Here is a 20572-nt window from a genome sequence, read left to right as displayed (position 1 = left end):
GGCGCCGATGGCCCCGGGCAACGAGCGCCGCGCCCCGTGCGTCGTGGTCATGGGGGTGGCCGGCACCGGCAAGTCGACGGTGGGCCGGCTGCTCGCGGAGCGCCTGGAGGTGCCCTTCGCGGACGGGGACGACTTCCACCGGCCGGACTCCATCGCCCGGATGGCGGCCGGCATCCCGCTCGACGACGGGCGGCGCCGGCCCTGGCTGGAGGCCGTCGGGCGGTGGCTGCGCGAACGGGACGAAGCGGGCACCGGCGGTGTGGTCACCTGCTCCGCGCTGAAGCGGCGCTACCGGGACGTCCTGCGGGAGGCCGGCCCGGACGCCTTCTTCCTGCATCTGGCGGGGAGCCGCGAGCTGCTGGCGGAGCGGATCGGCGGGCGCACCGGCCACTTCATGCCGGGGTCGCTGCTCGGTTCGCAGCTCGCCGCGCTCGAACCGCTCCAGCCGGACGAGCGGGGTGCGGCGCTGGACGTCGGCCCGGCCCCCGGGGTGATCGTCGATGCCGCGCTGGACCTGTTGTCGCGTCCGGGCGGTTTCACTCACGGCTCACCCGATTGATTCCGTTGCGTTCCGGCACTTCCGTCACAGTCGCCCGGGAAATCACTCGAATATTGCTGCGAATAGCTGTTCGAGTGGCTGGTGAGATCTGAACCTCATATTTTCGGCCAAAGAATTAGAGCCCGTTCTCGGGTGCTCCGGGCGTGGCCGGGAGTCGCACCAGGGATTTTGGCGTTCCGATTACCGACCGAGTTGCTTTCCGTTCAATCGGAAGGGGTTGCGAGCGGCTGACCCGCCGTGAAGACTGTTGCGCGTTCGTCGTCCGGACGTTCGGGACGGCAGGGATTCTGCGGCTCCCCGGCCGCGTCGGCGCGTTCCGCGCGACGGGTGCGGGGACGGATCGCAAACAGGGGGGATGGACATGCCGGGTACGGCCATTGCGCAGGTGGGGGCCGGGAGAGCGGCTGGTCGCCGGGGTACGGGATTCTGTCCGACCGTTCCGGCGGGGTAAGGGTATTCGGCCGTTCGCGGTTCACCGCGCGCCGGCCCGCCGTTCATCGTGCGGCGGGGAATTCGGGTCGCATTCGCACCGTCCGCCCCGGGCACGTCGATGCGCCCCGGAACGGCTCCGCGAGGGCGGGTGCGGCGCCCGTGCGCGGGTGCCCCGGGGAATCCCGATGCCGGGCCGGCCGGTCGTGGGCGACGGGGCTTCCCGTGATTCCCCCCGTTCCCGCGCGTCCTGAAGCGGGCGGCGCCGACGGCCGGAAATTCCCCGCTGTGCCGCACTCCGATCCGCAATTCCATCGCGGGCGCCCGGCGCGCCCGCACCCGAGAACCAGTCAACGGGAGTTTCCGCCATGCCCTACGCCAGTCCGGCGCCCGTACGAGAACGGGTGCCGCAGGTCCTGCGCAGCGAACTGCAGCACCGGCTCGACACGCTCGCGCGCGCCCACCGGGTGCCCGGTGCCCAGCTGGTGCTGGACACCGGCGCGGAGACCGTCGCCCTGCACACCGGGGTGGCCGACACCGCCACCGCGGAGCCCTTCACCGAGGACACCGCCGTTCCGGTGGGATCGCTCACCAAGCCCTACACGGCCGCCCTGGTGATGCTGCTCGCCGACGACGGCGACCTCGACCTCGACGAGCCGGCCGCCGAGCACCTTCCGGAGCTCCGGCAGCTGCCTGAAGTAACGATTCGTCACCTCCTCGGCCACACCGGCGGACTGCCCACCGGGCCAGACTCCGACGCCGCCGCCCGCACCACCGCCACCCGCTACCTGTCCGCCGTGTGCACCGCCCCGGACGCGCTGTTCCGGCCCGGGACGGACTTCTCCTACTCCAACGCCGGCTACGTCGCCGCCGGGCGCCTGGTCGAGACGGTGACCGGGATGCCCTGGCAGGAGGCGGTGCGCGCCCTGCTGCTCGAACCCTTCGGCACCGGGCCGGTGTTCGTCGACACGGCCGCACCCGGGCGACCGGTCGCCGCCGGCCACGCGCTCAACGCCGCGACCGGCCGGCCCCGGGCGGTCCGGCAGAACCTGGCCCCGCTGGAAGCCCCGGCCGGCGCCCTGCTGGCGGGCGCCGCGGACCTCGCCGCCCTCGGCGCCGCCCTGGTCGGCCGGTCCAAGACGCTGCCCCCGGACGTCGCCGAGCTGATGCGCCGCCCGCAGCCCGCCGCCCGGCCGGGAGCGCTCGCGGACGGCTGGGGCGCCGGCGTGGCGCTCTACCGGCAGGACGGGCGCTTCTGGTGCGGCCACGACGGCAACGCCATGGGCACCTCCTGCCACCTGCGGGCCGACCCGGACAGCGGAGTGGTGGTCGCCTTCACCGGCAACGCCGGCGCCGCCACCGCGCTCTGGCGCGAACTCGCGGCCGAACTGGAGGAGTCGGCCGGGCTGCGGGTGCCCGCGGCGATCGAACCGGTGGACGCGCGCGGGGCCGTGCCGCTCGCCGAACCCGGGACCCTGGCCGGATGCGCGGGCGACTACCGCAACGGCTCGGTCCGCTACCGGATCGAGGCGGCCGGCGACGGAACGGCCACCCTCTCGGTCGACGGCGACCCGCCGATCCCGCTGCGCTGCTACACCGACCTCTCCTACGACCTGCTCGCCCCCGACACCGGCCGCCCCGAGCCCGGCGGACGCTTCCACCGGGACCTGGCCACCGGCCGCGTCGACCGGGTGCAGGTCTCCGGGCGCACGGCCCGCCGGGCCGCCTCCGGCTGAGCCGGTCGGCCCCGCCGCCGTACGCCCGACCCCCGCAGTGCCTGCCCACCGCAGCGCCTGACTGCCGCACTGCCGCACCACCGTTCCGCCGCGCTCCCGTTCCCCCGTTCCCCTGTTCCTCCGGGCCCGAGGGCGGGCTACCGCCTGCCCCGGTGCCCTCGTCGTCGCCCCCATCGGAAGGACCTTCCGCCATGGCCGACCGGCCTGCCCAGCCCGTGCACCCGTCCGCTCCGCCGCAGGCCGGCGGCGGCACCGGAGCCCCCGGAGGCACCTCCCCGACGCCCCGGACCCTGGACGCGCTGTTCGCCGCCCAGGCGGCCCGCACCCCGCTCGCGCCCGCGGTGACCGACGGCCGGCGCAGCTGGACCTACCGGGACCTGGCGGAGCGCGTCGAGCGGCTGGCCCGCGATCTGCGCCGGGGCGGCGCCGGCCCGGAGCGGACGGTGGCGCTGGTCCTGCCGCGCTCCATGGAGCTGGTCGCCGCCGAACTGGCCGTCGCCCGGGCGGGCGCCGCCTTCCTGCCCGTGGACCCGGGCTACCCCGCCGAGCGGCGGGCGCTGATGCTCGCCGACGCGGCCCCCGCGATCGTCCTGGACGACCCGGCCGCCGTCCGCGAGGTCCTGGAGACGGCCGCGCCCGCAGGCCCGGACGTGCCGGGCACCCCGGCCGGCACCGACCACCCGGCGTACGTGATCTACACCTCGGGCTCCACCGGCACCCCCAAGGGCGTCGTCGTCACCCACCGGGGGATCGCCGGCTTCACCGCCGCGGCCGTCGAGAACTACGCGCTGCGGCCCGGCGACCGGGTGCTCCAGTTCTCCTCGCCCAGCTTCGACGCCTCCGTCCTGGAACTGTTCGTCTCCGTCCTCACCGGCGCCACCCTGGTGATCCCCCCGGACGGCCCCTGGCTGGGCGAGGAGCTCGCGGCCGTCCTGGACGAGCACCGGATCACCCACACCCTGATCCCGCCCGCCGCCCTGGCCACCGTCCCCGCCGGCGCGGGCCGCCACCTGCGCACCCTGATCGTCGGGGCCGAGGCCTGCTCCGCCGAGCTGGTCGACCGCTGGGCGCCCGGCCGACGCATGATCAACTCCTACGGTCCGACCGAGGCCACCATCGTCGCCACCTGGACCGGCCCGCTCACCGCCGGCACCGGGTCACCCACCATCGGCGGCGCCCTGCCGCACGCCCGGGTGCACGTGCTCGACGAGGCCATGCGGCCCCAGCCGCCCGGCACCGACGGCGAGCTGTACCTCGGCGGCGAGGGCGTCGCCCGCGGCTACCTCGGCCGACCCGGCCTGACCGCCGCGCGCTTCGTCGCCGACCCCTTCGGCGCGCCCGGCGCCCGGCTCTACCGCACCGGCGACCGGGCCCGCTGGAGGGCCGACGGGGAGCTGGAGTTCCTCGGCCGGCTCGACCGGCAGGTCAAGGTCCGCGGCTTCCGGATCGAACCGGGCGAGATCGAGGCCGCGCTGCGTGCCCACCCCGCCGTCGACCAGGCCGTCGTGACGGTCCGCGAGGACGAGCCCGGCCACACCCGGCTGGTCGGCTACGCCACGCCCGCCGACCCGCGGCACGCCCCCGACCCGGCCGAACTGCGCACCGCCCTGGCCGCCGCACTGCCCGCCCACCTGGTGCCCGCCGCCGTCGTCGTGCTGGCCGAGTTCCCGCTCACCCCGCAGCTCAAGATCGACCAGCGGGCGCTGCCCGCACCCGCCCGGCAGGCCGCCGCCGGACGCGCCGCCCCGCGCACCGAGCGGGAGCGGGCCCTGGCCGCCGTCTGGGCCGAGGTGCTCGGCCACGACGCCGTGGGGGTGGAGGACGACTTCTTCGACCTCGGCGGCGACTCCGTCCTCGCCGCCCGCACCCTGACCCGGATCACCGAACGCCTCGGCGTCCGGCTCACCCTGCGCGACGTCTTCACCGCCCGCACCGTCGCCGCCCTCGCCCCGCTGCTCGACGCGGTGCCCGCCGCCGCACCGACCGGGCCGATCCCGCCCGCCCCGCGCGGGGAGCCGCTGCCGCTCTCCAGCGCCCAGCGCCGGCTCTGGTTCCTGGACGACCTCGCCCCCGGCGGCACCGGCAACCACACCGGCGTGGCCCTGCGGCTGCACGGCGCCCTCGACCGGGACGCCCTCGACCGGGCCCTGCGGCGGCTCACCGCCCGGCACGCCTCGCTGCGCACCACCGTCGCCACCCTCGACGGGCGACTGGTGCAGCGCGTCGCCGAGCGGGCGGAACTGCCGCTGCGCACCGAGGACCTCGGCGCCCTGCCCGAGGGGGAGCGCGCCCCGGCGGCCGAACGCCTGCTGACCGAGGAACTGCAACGGCCCTACGACCTCGCCCGGGGCCCGCTCGCCCGGGCGCTGCTGGTCCGGCTCGCCGCCGAGGAGCACCTGCTGCTGCTGGCCCAGCACCACATCGTCACCGACGGCTGGTCGGTGGGCGTCCTCACCCGCGAACTGGCCGCCCTCTACCGGGCGGAGGCCACCGGCGAACCCGACGCCCTGCCCGCCCCCGCCCTCCAGTACCCCGACTTCGCCCACTGGGAGCAGCACCGCCGAACCGACCACGCCCCCGACCTCGCCTACTGGAAGCACACCCTCGCCGACCTGCCGACCCTGCGCCTGCCCACCGACCGCCCCCGGCCCGAGCAGCGCACCACCAACGGCGCGGCGCACCGCCACCGGCTGCCGGCCGACCTGGTCGACCGGCTGCGCCACCTCGCCGCCGGCCGCGGCACCACGGTGTTCACCCTGTTCGCCGGGGCGTGCGCGCTGCTGCTCTCGCGCCACTCCGGCCAGCGGGACGTGGCCTTCGGCACCGTCACCAACGGGCGGGACCGGCGGGAACTGGAGGAGGTGACCGGCTTCTTCGTCAACACCGTGGTGCTGCGCGGCGACGTGGACGAGCGGGCCACCGTCGACGACTTCGTGGCGGGCATGCGCACCACCCTGCTGGACGCCTTCGCCCACGCCGAGGTGCCCTTCGACCGGGTGGTCGAGGAACTGGCCCCGCCCCGCGACCCCGGCCGCACCCCGCTGGTCCAGGTCGTCGTCGTCCAGCAGACCCCCGTCACCCCGGCGCCCGCCGGGGGCCTGCGCTTCGCCGAGCACCCGCTGCCCCGCCCGGCCGCCCGCTTCGACCTGGTGCTGGAGTTCACCCCCGACGACGACGGCGACTGCACGCTGACGGCCGAGTACAACACCGACCTGTTCGACCGGCGGACCGTGACCGCGCTGGCGGACCACCTGCACCGCCTGCTCGCCGGGATGGCGGACGGCCCGCAGCGCACCCTCGCCGAGCTGCCGCTGATCCCCGAGGAGGAGCAGCGGGCGCTGCTCGACGCCTGGAAGCCGGACACCGCGCTGCCCGGGGCGCTCACCGCGTCCGGCGTGCCCGGCCGGACCCGCGGCTACGTCCTCGACCGCGCGCTGCGCCCCCAACCCATAGGCATACCCGGTGAGTTGTACCTCGCGGGCGACTTCCCCGAGCAGCCGGAAGGCGCCGCCGGGCAGTTCGTCGCCGACCCGTACGGCGCGCCGGGGGAACTGCTCCACCGCACCGGGGAGCTGGTGCGGTGGACCGCCGACGGCGCGCTGGAGCACCTCGGGCGGGTCGAGCAGTGGGCGAAGCCCCGCGGGCTGCGGACCGACCCGGACGAGGTGGCGCGGGCGCTGCGGCGCTGCGCCGGCGTGGCCGAGGCGGCCGCCGTCCTCACCGGCGACCCCCGGCGGCTGGTCGGCTACGCGGTGCCCGTCCCCGGCGGCCGGATCGAGCCCGAGGCGGTGCGCCGCACCCTCGCCCTGACCCTGCCCGACCACCTGGTCCCCGCCGTCGTGGTGCCGCTGCCCGCCCTGCCGCTGGGCCCCGACGGCACCCTCGACCGCGGCCGGCTGCCCGACCCCGGGCCGGCCGCCACCGCCGTCCGCCACGTCGCCCCCCGCACCCCCGCCGAACGCGTGCTCGCCGGCATCTGGGCCGAGGTGCTGCGGCTGGAGCGGGTCGGTGCCGACGACAACTTCTTCGACCTCGGCGGCGACTCCATCCTCGGCATCCAGGTGGTGGCCCGCTCCCGGCAGGCCGGGCTGGCGCTCACCTCCCGGGACCTCTACCGCCACCAGACGGTCGCCGCGCTCGCCCTGGCCGCGCAGGACGCCGAGGCACCGCCCGCGCCCGCCCCGGCGGCCGCCACCGGGGAGGCCGTGCCGACCCCGATCCAGCGCTGGTGGCTCGGCCGGGCCGCCGACCGGGCCGGCCACTTCGGCCAGGCGCTCTCCCTGCTGCTGCCCGGCGACCTGGACCGGGCGGCCCTGGAGGAGGCCCTGAACGACCTGGTCGCCCACCACGACGCGCTGCGCTCGGCCTTCACCGCCCCGGACGGCGCCGGCGCCGCGCGCTGGCACATCCGGGAGCCGGCCGCCCGGCTCACCCTGGCCCGGCACACCGGCCCGGACCGGGACACCCCGCACTTCGGCCCCCACGACCTGGGCGGCGGTGGGCCGCTGCTGCGCGCCGTGCTGCACGAGCGCGCCGGGGACCGGCCCCCGGTCCTGCACCTGGCCGTCCACCACCTGGTGGTCGACGGGGTCTCCTGGCGGGTGCTGCTGGAGGACCTCGACACCGCCTACCGCGCCCGCCGCGAGGGCCGGGACGGGGCGGCCGCCCTGCCGGGCAAGTCCTCGCCGCTGCGGCAGTGGGCCGAGCGGCTGAGCGCCTTCGCCGCCGAGGGCGGCTTCGAGGACGAGACGGAGTACTGGGCGCGGGCCGTGCCCGGGCAGCCCGGCGACCCGTTCCCCGCCGAGCTCGACGGCCCCGACACCTACGCCACCGAACGCTCCGTCACCGTGCGGCTGAGCCCCGCCGACACCGCCGCCCTGCTGCGCACCCTGCCCGACACCTACCGCACCCAGGCCAACGACGTGCTGCTGAGCGCCCTCGGCCGGGCGCTGTGCGGGGCGAGCGGGCTGGAGCGGGTCGTGGTGGACGTCGAGGGCCACGGGCGCGAGGAACTGTTCGCCGAGCTCGACCTCGGCCGTACGGTCGGCTGGTTCACCACCCGCCACCCCGTCGCCCTGGCCGTGCCCGCCGGAGCCGACTGGGACACCGTCCTCAAGCAGGTCAAGGAACAGTTGCGCGCCGTCCCCCGGCGCGGCCTCGGCTTCGAGGCGTTGCGGTACCTCGGGCGCCCCGGCACGGCGCCGGACGTCCCGGCCGCCCGGATCGGCTTCAACTACCTGGGCCGCATCGCCCTGCCGGACGACCCGGACGGACTGTTCCGCGGCACCTTCCGGCCACTGGAGCTGGACGCCGACCCCGGCGTGGCGCGCCCCCACCCGCTGGAGGTGGTCGGCCGCCTCGACGGCGACGCGCTGGAGTTCACCTGGTTCCACTCCGCCGCCGTCCACCGGAGCGGGACCGTCGAGGCGCTGGCCCGGCGCTTCGCCGAGGAACTGGCCGACCTCGCCCGCCACGCGGCCCGCCCCGGCGCCGCCGGGCGCACCCCGTCCGACTTCCCGCTGGTCCGGCTCGACCAGGCGGCCGTGGACCGGATCACCGGCGCCGACCCGGGCGCGGTGGAGGACGTGCTGCCGCTCACCCCGACCCAGTCCGGCATGCTCTTCCACGGCCTCGCCGAGGAGGACAGCGGCGCCTACTTCCAGCAGCTGGACTTCGTCCTGGACGGCGTGCCCGACCCGGCCCGCCTCGCCGCCGCCTGGCAGTGGGTCACCGACCGCACCGCGGTGCTGCGCGCCCACGTCCGCTGGCAGGAGGTGCCCGAGCCGCTGCTGGTGGTGCACCGCCGGGCGGCCGTCCCGGTCACCCACCTGGACTGGCGGGAACTGCCCGAGCAGAAGCGCCGCGACCGGCTCGCCGAACTACTGGACCGCGACCGGGCCCGCGGCCTCGACCTGGCGCGGGCCCCGCTCCAGCGGCTGCTGCTGATCCGGCTCCCGGACGACCGGGTGCGGGTGCTCTGGTCCTTCCACCACCTGGTCCTGGACGGCTGGAGCCTGTTCCAGGTGCTCTCGGACGTCTTCGCGGTGCACGCCGCCCTGGCCGGACCGGGCGGGGACGGCGAGGTCCCGTACGGCACCGTGCCGGAGCGCCGGCCCTACCGCGACTACCTGGCCTGGCTGGGCGGGCGCGACCACGCCGAGGCCGAACGGCACTGGCGCACCCGCCTCGCCGGGCTCGCCGAGGCGACACCGCTGCCCTACGACCGCGAGCCGGTGCAGAGCCACCGCGCCGAGTCCACCCGGGCCGTGCCGTTCACCCTGCCCGCCGCCGCGACCAGGGCACTGGAGGACCTCGCCCGCGGCTCCGGGCTGACCTTCAACACCCTGGTCCAGGGTGCCTGGGCGGTGCTGCTGGGCCGCCGGGCCGGCCGGGCCGAGGTAGTGTTCGGCACCACCTCCTCCGGGCGGCCGCCCGAGCTGCCCGGCGTCGAGACCATGACCGGCCTGTTCATCACCACCCTGCCGGCCCGCACCGCGGTGCCCGCGGACGGCACCCTGGTCGACTGGCTCCGGACCCTGCAGCGGGAGCAGAGCGAGGACCGGCGGCACGGCAACGTCGCGCTCACCAGAATGCGGGCCGGCACCGAACTGCCCGAGCAGACCGGCCTGTTCGACAGCCTGGTGGTCTTCGAGAACTACCCCGTCGACGAGGACGCGGCCGACGCCCACGGCCTGCGGCTGCGCGACCTGGACGGGATCGAGACCACCAACTACCCGCTCACCCTGCTGGCCTACCCGGGCCCGGAGCTGTCCCTGCGGCTCTGCTACGACCCGCGGCTGTTCGACGAGTCCACGGTGCGACGGCTGGCCGGACAGCTCACCACCGTCCTGACCGCCCTGCCCGGGGGCGCCCACCGCCCGCCGGCCCGGCTGCCGCTGCTGACCGGCGAGGAACGCCGGCGCGTCCTGGCCGACTGGAACGCCACCGCCGTCGAGGAGCCCGCCGCCGACATCGCCGAACTGTTCGCCGCGCAGGTGCTCCGCACCCCCGCGGCCGTCGCCCTGGAGGCCGGCGACCTGCACCTGACCTACCGCGAACTCGACGCCCGCGCCGCCGAGCTGGCCGGACGGCTGACCGCGCACGGGGTCCGGGTGGAGCAGCCGGTCGGGGTGCTGATGGAACGCTCCGTCGACCTGGTCGTCGCCCAGCTGGCACTGGTGCGCACCGGCGCGGTCTACGTGCCGCTGGACGGCCGGGCGCCGCGCGAGCGGCTGCACCGGATGCTGGCCGGGGCCGGTGCCGACCTGCTGCTCACCGACGCCCACCGGGCCGGCACCGCCGCCGGCCTGCGCCCCGCCGGGCAGGTGCTGCGGGTGGACCTCCCCGGGGACCGGCCGCCGGCGGCGGCCCCGGCGGCCGTCCACCCCGACAACGTCCAGTACCTGATGTTCACCTCGGGCTCCACCGGCACCCCCAAGGGCGTCGCGGTGCGCCGCCGGGACGTCGCCGCGCTCGCCCTGGACCGCGCCTTCGCCGGCCACGACCGGGTGCTGGTGCACTCCCCGCACGCCTTCGACGCCTCCACCTACGAACTGTGGGTGCCGCTGCTGCGCGGCGGCACCGCCGTGCTCGCCCCGCCGCAGGACCTGGACGCCGCCGCCGTCCGGCACGCCGTCACCGAGCGGGGCGTGCGCTGCCTGTGGCTGACCGCCGGCCTGTTCCGGCTGCTCGCCCAGGAGGACCCGGGCTGCCTGCGCGGCGCCCACGAGGTGTGGACCGGCGGCGAGGCGGTGCCCGGCGCCGTCGTCCGCAAGGTCCTGGCGGCCTGCCCCGGCCTCACCGTGGTCGACGGCTACGGGCCCACCGAGACCACCACCTTCGCCACCCGCCGGGCCTTCCGGGCCGGCGACGAACTGCCCGCCGTCCTGCCCATCGGCCGCCCGCTGGACAACACCCGGGTGTACGTCCTGGACGGCGCGCTCCAGCCGCAGCCGCCCGGCGTCACCGGCGAGCTGTACATCGCCGGGGCCGGCCTCGCCCGCGGCTACGCGGGCCGCCCCGGCGAGACTGCCGCCCGCTACCTCGCCGACCCCTTCGGCCCGCCCGGCGAGCGGATGTACCGCACCGGCGACACCGCCCGGTGGAGCGAGGACGGCGAACTGCACTTCGTCGGCCGCGCCGACGACCAGATCAAGATCCGCGGCTTCCGGATCGAACCCGCCGAGATCGAGGCCCGGCTCACCGCCCACCCGGCCGTCGCCGAGGCCGTCGTCTCGCTGTACCAGGACGCCGGGCGCAAGAGCCTCGCCGCCCACCTGGTGCCGGCCGAGGGCGCCGAGCCGCCCGGCGCCGCCGAACTGCGCGCCCACCTGGCCGCCGACCTGCCCGACTACATGCTGCCCGCGGCCTTCGTCACCCTGCCCGAACTCCCGCTCACCGCCAACGGCAAGGTGGACCGCCGGCGGCTGCCCGCCCCCGACCGGTCGACGGGCGGCGACCGCCCCCACCGCGCCCCCGGCACCGACCGCGAGCGGCTGCTCGCCGCGATCTGGGCCGAGCTGCTCGGGGTCGAACGGGTCGGGCTGGACGACGACTTCTTCCTGCTCGGCGGCGACTCCATCCTGAGCATCCAGGTCGTCTCCCGGGCCCGCGCCGCCGGACTCGCGCTCTCCCCGCGCGACCTGTTCCGCCACCCCACCGTCGCCGCGCTGGCCGCGGCCGCCGGCAGCGCCGTCACCGTCGCCGGGACCGAGCCGGTCAGCGGCGAGGTCGGCCTGACGCCGATCCAGCACTGGTTCCTCGACCCGAACCCGCCGCACGCCGAGCACTTCGACCAGTGCGTCGTAGTGGAGGCCCCCGGGGCCGTCGACCCGCGGGCCCTGCGCCGCGCGCTCGCCGCCCTGTGGGCCCACCACGACGCGCTGCGCTCCCGTTTCACCCGCGCCGGGGACGGCACCTGGCGGCAGCACTGCGCCCCCGCCGAGGAGAGCGCCCCCGAGCTGCTGGAGGTCCACGACCACGGCACCGAAGCGGCGGTGACCGAGGCCGCCCACGCCTCCTTCCGGCTGGACGGCGGCCCGCTGCTCACCGCCCGCCTGTTCACCGCCCCGACGGCCACCCCGCAGGCCGACGCGGCCGGCGCCCGGCCCGACCGGCTGCTGCTGGCCGTCCACCACCTGGCGGTCGACGGCGTCTCCTGGCGGGTGCTGCTGGAGGACCTGGAGACCGCCTACCGGCAGGCCGTCGAGGGCCGCCCGCTGCGGCTGCCCGCCCGCACCAGCTCCGTCCGGGAGTGGGCCCGCCGACTGGCCGGGCACACCGCGGCCGGCGGCTTCGCCGACCAGCGCGCCCACTGGGCGGCCGCCGCCCGGGCCTGCGCCACCCCGCTGCCGGTGGACGGCGACGGCGGCAACACCGCCGCCGACCTGCGCGAGGTGACCGTCCGGCTGGACCGCGCACGCACCGAAGCCCTGCTGCGCGAGGTCCCCGGGGTCTACCGCACCCGGATCGACGACGTGCTGCTCACCGCGCTCGGCCGGGTGCTCGCCGAGTGGACCGGGCACGGCACCGTCGCCGTCGGCCTGGAGGGCCACGGCCGCGAGGACCGGCTCTTCGACGGCCTCGACCTGTCCCGGACGGTCGGCTGGTTCACCTCGCTCTTCCCGGTCGCCCTCGACGTCCCGGCGGGGGACTGGGGCACCGCCCTGAAGGCCGTCAAGGAACAGCTGCGGGCCGTGCCGGACCGCGGCCTCGGGTACGGCGCGCTGCGCCACCTGGCCCGGGACGAGGCACTCGCCGACGCCCCCGCCCCCGGCGTGAGCTTCAACTACCTGGGCCGCTTCGACTGGTCCACCGACGGCGCCGCCCTGGTCCGCGCCGTCCCCGGCGGCCTCGGCGGCGCCGAGGCGCCCGGCACCGAACGCCCCCACCTGCTGGACGTGGTCGCCCGGGTCGAGGACGGCGAGCTGGAGATCGGCTGGTACTACAGCGCCGGCCGGCACCGCGCCGACACCGTCACCGCACTGGCCGAGGCCATGCTCGACGCGCTGGAGCGGATCGTCGCCCACTGCGCCGAACCCGGCGCCGGCGGCCGCACCCCCGCCGACTTCCCGCTCGCCCGCCTCGACCAGGCGGCGGTGGACCGGATCGCCGGGGACGGCCGCACCGTCGCCGACGTCTACCCGCTGACGCCGATGCAGGCCGGGATGCTCTTCCACAGCCTGCTCGACCCGGACGGCGACACCTACGTCAACCAGGTCCAGCTGGTGCTGACCGGGGTCACCGACCCGCACGCGCTGGCCGAGGCCTGGCAGCGGACCGCCGACGCCAACGCCGTCCTGCGCACCCGGCTCAGCTGGCAGGACGGCGCCGAACCGCTCCAGGTCGTCCAGCACCGGGCCACCGTCCCGGTCACCCACCACGACTGGACCGGCCACCCCGCCGAGCAGGTCGAGCGGGACACCGCCCGGCTGCTCGCCGAGGACCGGGCGGCCGGGATCGACCTGGGCGGCGCGCCGCTGCTGCGGCTGGCCCTGATCCGGCTGACCCCGACCCGGGTGCGGGTGGTGTGGACCTTCCACCACGTGCTGCTCGACGGCTGGAGCGCCGCCCAGGTCTTCGACGAGGTCTGCGAGCGCTACGCCGCCCTGACCGCCGGACGCCGCCCCGCCCCGGTCGAGCGCGCGCCCTACGCCGACTACCTGCGCTGGCTGGCCGGCCAGGACCGGGCAGCGGTCGAGCGGTACTGGCGCGACACCCTGGCCGGCTTCCCCGCCCCCACCGAACTGCCCCGGGACCGCCGCCCGGCCGACGCCCACCGCGCCTCCTCCTCGGCCTCGGTGAAGGTCGCCCTCGGCCCCGAGCTGTCCGAGCGGCTGCGGGCCACCGCCCGACAGGCCGGGCTGACCGTCAACACCGTGCTCCAGGGCGCCTGGGCGCTGCTGCTCTCCCGCTACGGCGGCGGCGAGGACGTGGTGTTCGGCACCATCGTCTCCGGCCGGCCCGCCGAACTCCCCGGCGTCACCTCGATGGTGGGGCTGTTCATCAATGCCCTGCCCACCCGGGTGCGGATCGACGACCGGCGCCCGCTGCTGGACTGGCTGCGGGAGGTCCAGGACCAGCAGTCCGAGGCCCGCCGGCACGACGCCGTCTCGCTGGCCCAGCTCCAGGGCTGGAGCGAACTGCCCGGCGGCACCGCCCTGTTCGACAGCATCGTGGTCTTCGAGAACTACCCCTTCGACGCCCGGTCGCTGACCCGGCACGGCCTGGGCGTGGAGACCGAGCACGTGCTGGAGCCGACCAGCTATCCGCTCGGGGTGGTGGTGGCGCCCGGCGAGTCCATCGAGGTCGGCCTCGACCACGACCCGGCCGTCTTCGACGCCGCCACCGTCGAGCGGCTCGGGGCGAGCCTGCGCACCCTGCTCGCCGGGATGGCGGCCGGCCTCGACCGGCCGGCCGGCGAACTGCCGCTGCTGGACCCGGCCGAGGGACGCGAGCTGCTGGAACGCCTCGGCGGCCCGGTGCGCCGGGCGCCCCGGAGCACCCTGCCCGAGGCCTTCGCCCGGCAGGCCGCCCGCACCCCCGACGCACCGGCCGTGCGCTCCGGCGACGACCTGCTGACCTACCGGGAGCTGGACGAACGCTCCAACCGGCTGGCCCGGCTGCTGATCGGCGCCGGGGCCGGACCCGAGCGCTTCGTCGCGCTCGCGCTGCCCCGCACCGCCGAACTGGCCGTGGCGCTGCTCGCGGTGCTCAAGAGCGGCGCCGCGTACCTGCCGGTCGACCCCGGCTACCCGGCCGAGCGGATCGCCTACCTCTTCGAGGACGTCCGGCCCGACGCCGTGATCACCGACGCCGCGACCGCAGGACGGCTCCCCGACGGCCCGTACACCCGGATCGTGCCGGACGACCCGGCCTGCCGGGAACGGCTGGCCGCCGCCCGCACCGACGCCGTCGGCGACCCGGAACGGCACGGCGCCCTGCTGCCGGAGCACCCCGCGTACGTCATCCACACCTCCGGCTCCACCGGCCGGCCCAAGGGCGTGGTGGTCGCCCACGCCTCGGTGCTCGCCCTGACCGACTGGGCCGCCGCCGAGTTCGCGGGCCGGGGACTGGAGCACGTGCTCGCCGCCACCTCGCTCAACTTCGACGTGTCGGTGTTCGAGATCTTCGCGCCGCTGCTCTCCGGCGGCTGCGTGGAACTCCTGCGCGACCTGCTGGCCCTGGCCGAGAACCCCGGCCCCCGGAGGGCCGGCCTGCTCAGCGCCGTGCCCTCGGCCCTCGGCGGACTGCTCGCCGACGGCGCCCTGCGACTCGGCGCGGACACCGTGGTGCTGGCCGGCGAAGGACTGCCCGCCCGCACCGTGCGCACCGTGCGCGAGGCCGTCCCCGGCTGCCGGGTGCTGAACATCTACGGCCCCACCGAGGCCACCGTCTACGCCACCGCCCACACCTGCGACCCCGCCGACCCCGACCGCGACCCGCCGATCGGCCGACCGGTCGGCGGCGCCCGCGCCTACGTCCTGGACGAGCGGCTGCGCCCGGTGCCCGTCGGCGCGCCCGGGGAGCTGTACCTGGCCGGCACCGGCGTGGCGCGCGGCTACCTGCGCCGCCCCGGCCTGACCGCCGGGCGCTTCCTGCCCGACCCCTACGGCCCGCCCGGCAGCCGGATGTACCGCACCGGCGACCGGGTGCGCTGGAGCGCCGACGGCGAACTGGACTACCTCGGCCGCGCCGACGACCAGGTCAAGGTGCGCGGCTTCCGGATCGAACTCGGCGAGGTCGAGGCCGCGCTGGCCCGCCACCCGCAGGTGGCGGCGGCCGCCGCCCGGGTGGTCGACCAGGACGGCCACAAGCGGCTGGTGGGCTACGCGGTGCCCCGCGACGGCGCCCTGCCCGACCCGGCCGAGTGGCGGGCCTTCCTCGGCCGCACCCTCCCCGACCACCTGGTGCCCGCCCTGGTGGTGCCGCTGGAGCGGCTGCCGCTCGGCGCCACCGGCAAGCTGGACCGGCGCGCCCTGCCCGAACCGGTCCCGGCCACCCGGGCCACCGGCGGGGACCGGCCGCCGCGCACCGGAACCGAGCAGGCCCTCGCCGCGATCTGGCGCGAGGTGCTCGGTGTGCCCGAGGTGAACGCGGACGACAACTACTTCGCCCTCGGCGGGGACTCCATCCTCGGCATCCAGATCGTCTCGGCGGCCCGCCGGGCCGGCCTCGCGCTGACCCCCCGGCACCTGTTCGCCCACCAGACCCTGGCCGAACTCGCCGCTGCCGCCGAACGCGCCCCGAGCCCCGGCACGGACGCCGACCAGGGCGCCGTCACCGGCGAGACCCCGCTCACCCCCGTCCAGCACTGGCTGCTGGACACCCTCGACGGCGACCCCGCCCGGCTCACCCAGTCCGTCTCCTTCACCCTCGCCCCCGGCACCGAGGAGCCCGCCCTGCGGGCCGCCCTGGCCGCCGTCCTGGACCACCACGACGCCCTGCGGCTGCGCTGCGAGCCGCTCCCCGACGGCCGGTGGCGCCAGCACGGCACCGAGCCCGGCCAGGCCCCCGAACTGCGCGTCCACGAGCTGCCCGCCGCCGAGGGCGAGGAACGCGAGAGCACCCTGCGCGACCTCGGCGAACGCCTCGCCGAGGGCTTCGACCTGGCCGCCGGACCGCTGCTGCGCGCCGCGCTCTGCCGCTTCGCCGGCGACCCCCGCCCGGTGCTGCTGCTGGCCGCGCACCACCTGGTGGTCGACGCGGTGTCCTGGCGGATCCTGCTGGAGGACCTGGAGCGCGCCCACCGCGCGGCGGCCGCGGGCGAGCGGCCCGACCTCGGCGCCAAGAGCACCTCCTTCCGGGCCTGGGCCGAACGCCTCGCCGCGCACACCGCGGCCGGCGGCTTCGACGCGGAACTCCCGTACTGGCAGCGCCTGGCCGACGGTGCGGCCACCGCGCTGCCCACCGACCTCGACGGCGCCAACACGGCCGGGACCGAGGAGTCGCTGACCTTCGCCCTCGGCGCCGAGGACACACGCCGGCTGCTCCAGGACGTCCCGGAGGCCTACCGCACCCGGGTCAACGACGTCCTGCTCTGCGCCCTCGGCCGGGTGCTGGCCCGCTGGACCGGACGGAACCGGGTCCTGGTCACCCTGGAGGGCCACGGCCGCGAGGAACTCCTCGACGGCGTCGACCTGTCCCGCACCGTCGGCTGGTTCACCGCGATGTACCCCGTCGCCCTGGACGTGCCCCCGGACGCGGACACCGGCACCGCCCTGAAGGCCGTCAAGGAGAGCCTGCGCGCCGTCCCGAACGGCGGCCTCGGCCACGGCGCCCTGCGCCACCTCAAGCCGGAGCCCGGCCTCGCACTGCCGCAGATCGGCTTCAACTACCTGGGCCGGCAGGACTGGAACGCCACCCCCGGCAGCCTGCTGCACGCCCCGGCCGGCCCGCTCACCGGCGGCATGGACCGCACCGCCCGCCGCCCCCACCTGCTGGACGTGCTCGGCCTGGTCGCCGAGGGCCGGCTCTCCTTCACCTGGTCCTACTCCCGCGAGGTGCACCACAGCGGGACGGTCGCCCGGCTGGCCGCCGAACTGCTGGACGAGCTGCGGGAGATCGTCCGCCACTGCGCCGAACCCGGCGCCGGCGGCCGCACCCCCTCCGACTTCCCGCTGGCCGGCCTCGACCAGGCCGGCGTCGACCGGCTGGCCGGCACCGGACGGGACGTGACGGAGATCCAGCCCCTCACCCCCACCCAGACCGGCATGGTGGTGCACGGCCTCGACGAGGCCGAATACGGCCTGTACGTCGAGCAGATCACCTTCGTCCTGGACGGCGCCCGCGACCCCGGCCTGCTGGCCGCCGCCTGGCAGCACGTCGTCGACCGCACCCCGGTGCTGCGCACCTCGGTGGTGCTGCGGGACGTTCCCGTGCCGCTCCAGACGGTCCACCGGCAGGCGACGCTCCCGGTCACCGAACACGACTGGAGCGACCTGGGCGCGGCCGAGCGCGAAGCCCGGCTGGAGGACCTGCTCGCCGAACGGCGGGCCCACCCCCTGGCCCTGGACCGGGCCCCGCTGCTGCGGCTCGACCTGATCCGGCTCGGCCCGGACCGGATCCGGGTGGTCTGGGCCTTCCACCACGTGCTGCTGGACGGCTGGAGCGTCTTCCACGTCCTCGCGGACGTGCTGGCCGCCCACGCCGCCCTCGCCCGCGGCGAGCGGCCCGAACTGCCCGAGCGCCGGCCCTTCGCGGACTACGTCGGCTGGCTCGCGGAGCGCGGCACCGGCGCCGCCGCCGAGCACTGGCGCGGCGTGCTGACCGACCTCACCGCCCCCACCGCGCTGCCCTACGACCGCCGCCCCGCCCCGGGCGACACGGCCCGCTCCGGGGACTGGCTCTCGCACCGGCTGGACGAGGCGGACACCGAGCGGCTCCAGGAGTTCGCCCGCCGCCACCGCCTCACCCTCAACACCGTGGTGCAGGGCGCCTGGGCGCTGCTGCTGTCGCGCTGGAGCGGGGAACAGCGGGTCTGCTTCGGCACCACCGTCTCCGGCCGGCCCGCCGACCTGGCCGGCTCCGACGGCATCGTCGGCCTGTTCATCACCACCCTGCCCGCCCGGGTCGCCGTCGACGGCCGCCGGCCCTGCGCCGACTGGCTGCGCACCCTCCAGGAGGAGCAGGCCGAGGACCGCCGCTTCGACCACCTGCCGCTGGCCCGGATGCACGGGCTCAGCCGGGTCCCGCCGGGCACCGAGCTGTTCGACAGCCTGGTGGTCTTCGAGAACTACCCGGTCGGCGACGCCACGGCCGGCGCGCACGGCCTGCTGGTGCGCGAACTCGACGCCCGGGAGGCCACCAACTACCCGCTCACCGTGGTGGTCTCGCCCGGCGAGCGGCTCGCCGTGGAACTCGGCCACGACCCGCGCTTCCTCGACCGGGAGACCGCCCGGCGCCTCGCCGACCAGCTGCTGCACACCCTGTCCGCGCTGGCCGACTCGGACGGCACCACCCCGCTGGACGGGCTCGACCTGCTGCCGCCCGGCGAACGCGAGCGGCTGCTGCGCGGCCCGTCCCGCCCGGAGACCGGCCCGGTGCCCCCGGCGACCCTGCCCGCCCTCGTGGAGGCCGCCGTGGACCGGTGGCCGCAGGCCGTCGCGCTGAGCGCGGCCGGCCTGGAGCTGACCTTCGCCGAGGCCGAGGCCCTCACCAACCGGCTGGCCCACCGGCTGATCGCCCGCGGCGCCGGCCCCGGGCGGCTCGTCGCCCTGCTGCTGCCCCGCTCGGCCGACACCGTGCTCGCCGAACTCGCGGTGACCAAGACCGGCGCCGCCTTCCTGCCCGTCGACCCGCACTACCCCGAGGAACGGATCGAGGCGATGCTGCGCGACGCGGCACCCGCCCTGACCCTGGACGCCAAGGAGGTCGCCGAACTCCTCGCCGCCGAGCCGGCCGGCGCCCCCGGCCACCGGCCCACCGACGCCGACCGGACCCGCCCGCTCGACCCGGACGACCCCGCCTACGTCATCTTCACCTCCGGCTCCACCGGCACCCCCAAGGGCGTCGTCGTCACCCACCGCGGGCTCGCCGCCTTCGCCGCCGCCGAGGCCGCGCACTACCGGGCCGCCCCGGGGGACCGGGTGCTGGCCTTCGCCACCCCCAGCTTCGACGCCTCGGTGCTCGAACTGTGCCTGGCCCTGCCGCACGGCGCCCGGCTGGTGGTGCCCGAGCCCGGCCCCCTGCTCGGCGACCGGCTGGCCGGGCTGCTGCGGGCGGAGCGGATCACCCACACCCTGCTGCCGCCCGCCGCCCTGGCCACCCTGCCGGCCGACACCCCCGGCAGCCTGCCCGACCTCAGGACGCTGATCGTCGGGGCCGAGGCCTGCGGCGCCGACCTGGTCGCCCGCTGGGCCCCGCACCACCGGATGATCAACTCCTACGGCCCCACCGAGGCCACCGTGGTCGCCACCTGGTCCGCGCCGCTGACCGCGGACGGCGCCGCCCCGCCGATCGGCCGCCCGCTGCCCGCCACCGGCGCGTACGTCCTGGACGACCGGCTGCGGCCGGTGCCCGACGGCGTCCCCGGCGAACTGTGGCTCAGCGGACCGGCCCTGGCCCGCGGCTACCTCGGCCGCCCCGGCCTGACCGCCGCCCGCTTCACCGCCGACCCGTACGGCCCGCCCGGCGGCCGGATGTACCGCACCGGGGACCTGGTGCGCCGCGACCGCCACGGCGAACTGCACTACCTGGGCCGCACCGACCACCAGCTCAAACTGCGCGGCCACCGGATCGAGGCGGGCGAGGTGGAGGCCGTGCTGACGCGCCACCCGGCCGTGCTGGACGCCGTGGTGAGCATCCGGGAGGACGAGCCCGGGCTGCCCCGGCTGGTCGCCCACCTGCTGGCCGCCCCCGGCGCCGAACCGCCCACCGGCGCCGAACTGCGCGCCCTCGCCGCCCGCTCGCTGCCCGGCCCCATGGTGCCCACCGCCTTCGCGGTGCTGGAGCGCTTCCCGCTCACCGCGAGCGGCAAGACCGACCGCGCCGCCCTGCCCGCCCCCGGACCGGAGGAGGCCGGGCCGGCCGAGCGGGTCGCACCCCGCACCCCCACCGAGGAGGCGGTGGCGGAGATCTGGGCCGAGACCCTGCACACCGGCGTCGGCGCCACCGACGACTTCTTCCAGCTCGGCGGCGACTCCGTGCGCGCCCTGCTGATCGCCTCCCGGGCCAACGACGCCTTCGGCGTCACGCTCACCCCCCGCGACGTGCTGGTCTCCCGCACCGTGGCCGCCCTGGCGGACCTGGTCGAGGACCTGGTGCTGAGCGAACTCGAAGCCGCCGCCCTGGGCGGACCCGACGAAGCCGCCGCCTCCGGCCGCCCCGACGACGACGAACGGTGAGGAGC

3 protein-coding genes are annotated in these 20572 nt (G+C 77.0%); all 3 read left to right on the top strand.

Annotated features, from left to right (window positions below; genetic code table 11):
• Window positions 1-7: 7 nt before the first annotated feature.
• The 3 genes from ACFVVA_RS01275 (at window position 8) to ACFVVA_RS01265 (ending at window position 20567) form a co-directional block, all read left to right on the top strand.
• On the top strand, window positions 8-559 hold the full coding sequence (locus ACFVVA_RS01275; protein ID WP_387684496.1) for a gluconokinase: 552 nt from the start codon (window positions 8-10) through the stop codon (window positions 557-559).
• Between the two features lie 797 nt (window positions 560-1356).
• Window positions 1357-2724, top strand: coding sequence for a serine hydrolase domain-containing protein (locus tag ACFVVA_RS01270; RefSeq protein WP_387684494.1), 1368 nt, complete (start codon window positions 1357-1359; stop codon window positions 2722-2724).
• Between the two features lie 191 nt (window positions 2725-2915).
• Window positions 2916-20567: a non-ribosomal peptide synthase/polyketide synthase gene (locus ACFVVA_RS01265; protein ID WP_387684492.1), complete on the top strand. Its 17652-nt coding sequence runs from the start codon at window positions 2916-2918 to the stop codon at window positions 20565-20567.
• The last annotated feature ends 5 nt before the right edge of the window (window positions 20568-20572 follow it).

The sequence above is a fragment of the Kitasatospora sp. NPDC058048 genome, from assembly GCF_042885555.1.
GTDB lineage: Bacteria > Actinomycetota > Actinomycetes > Streptomycetales > Streptomycetaceae > Kitasatospora > Kitasatospora lactacystinica.
Note: the sequence above shows the minus strand (reverse complement) of the source record. Positions and strands in the feature narration are given on the sequence as shown.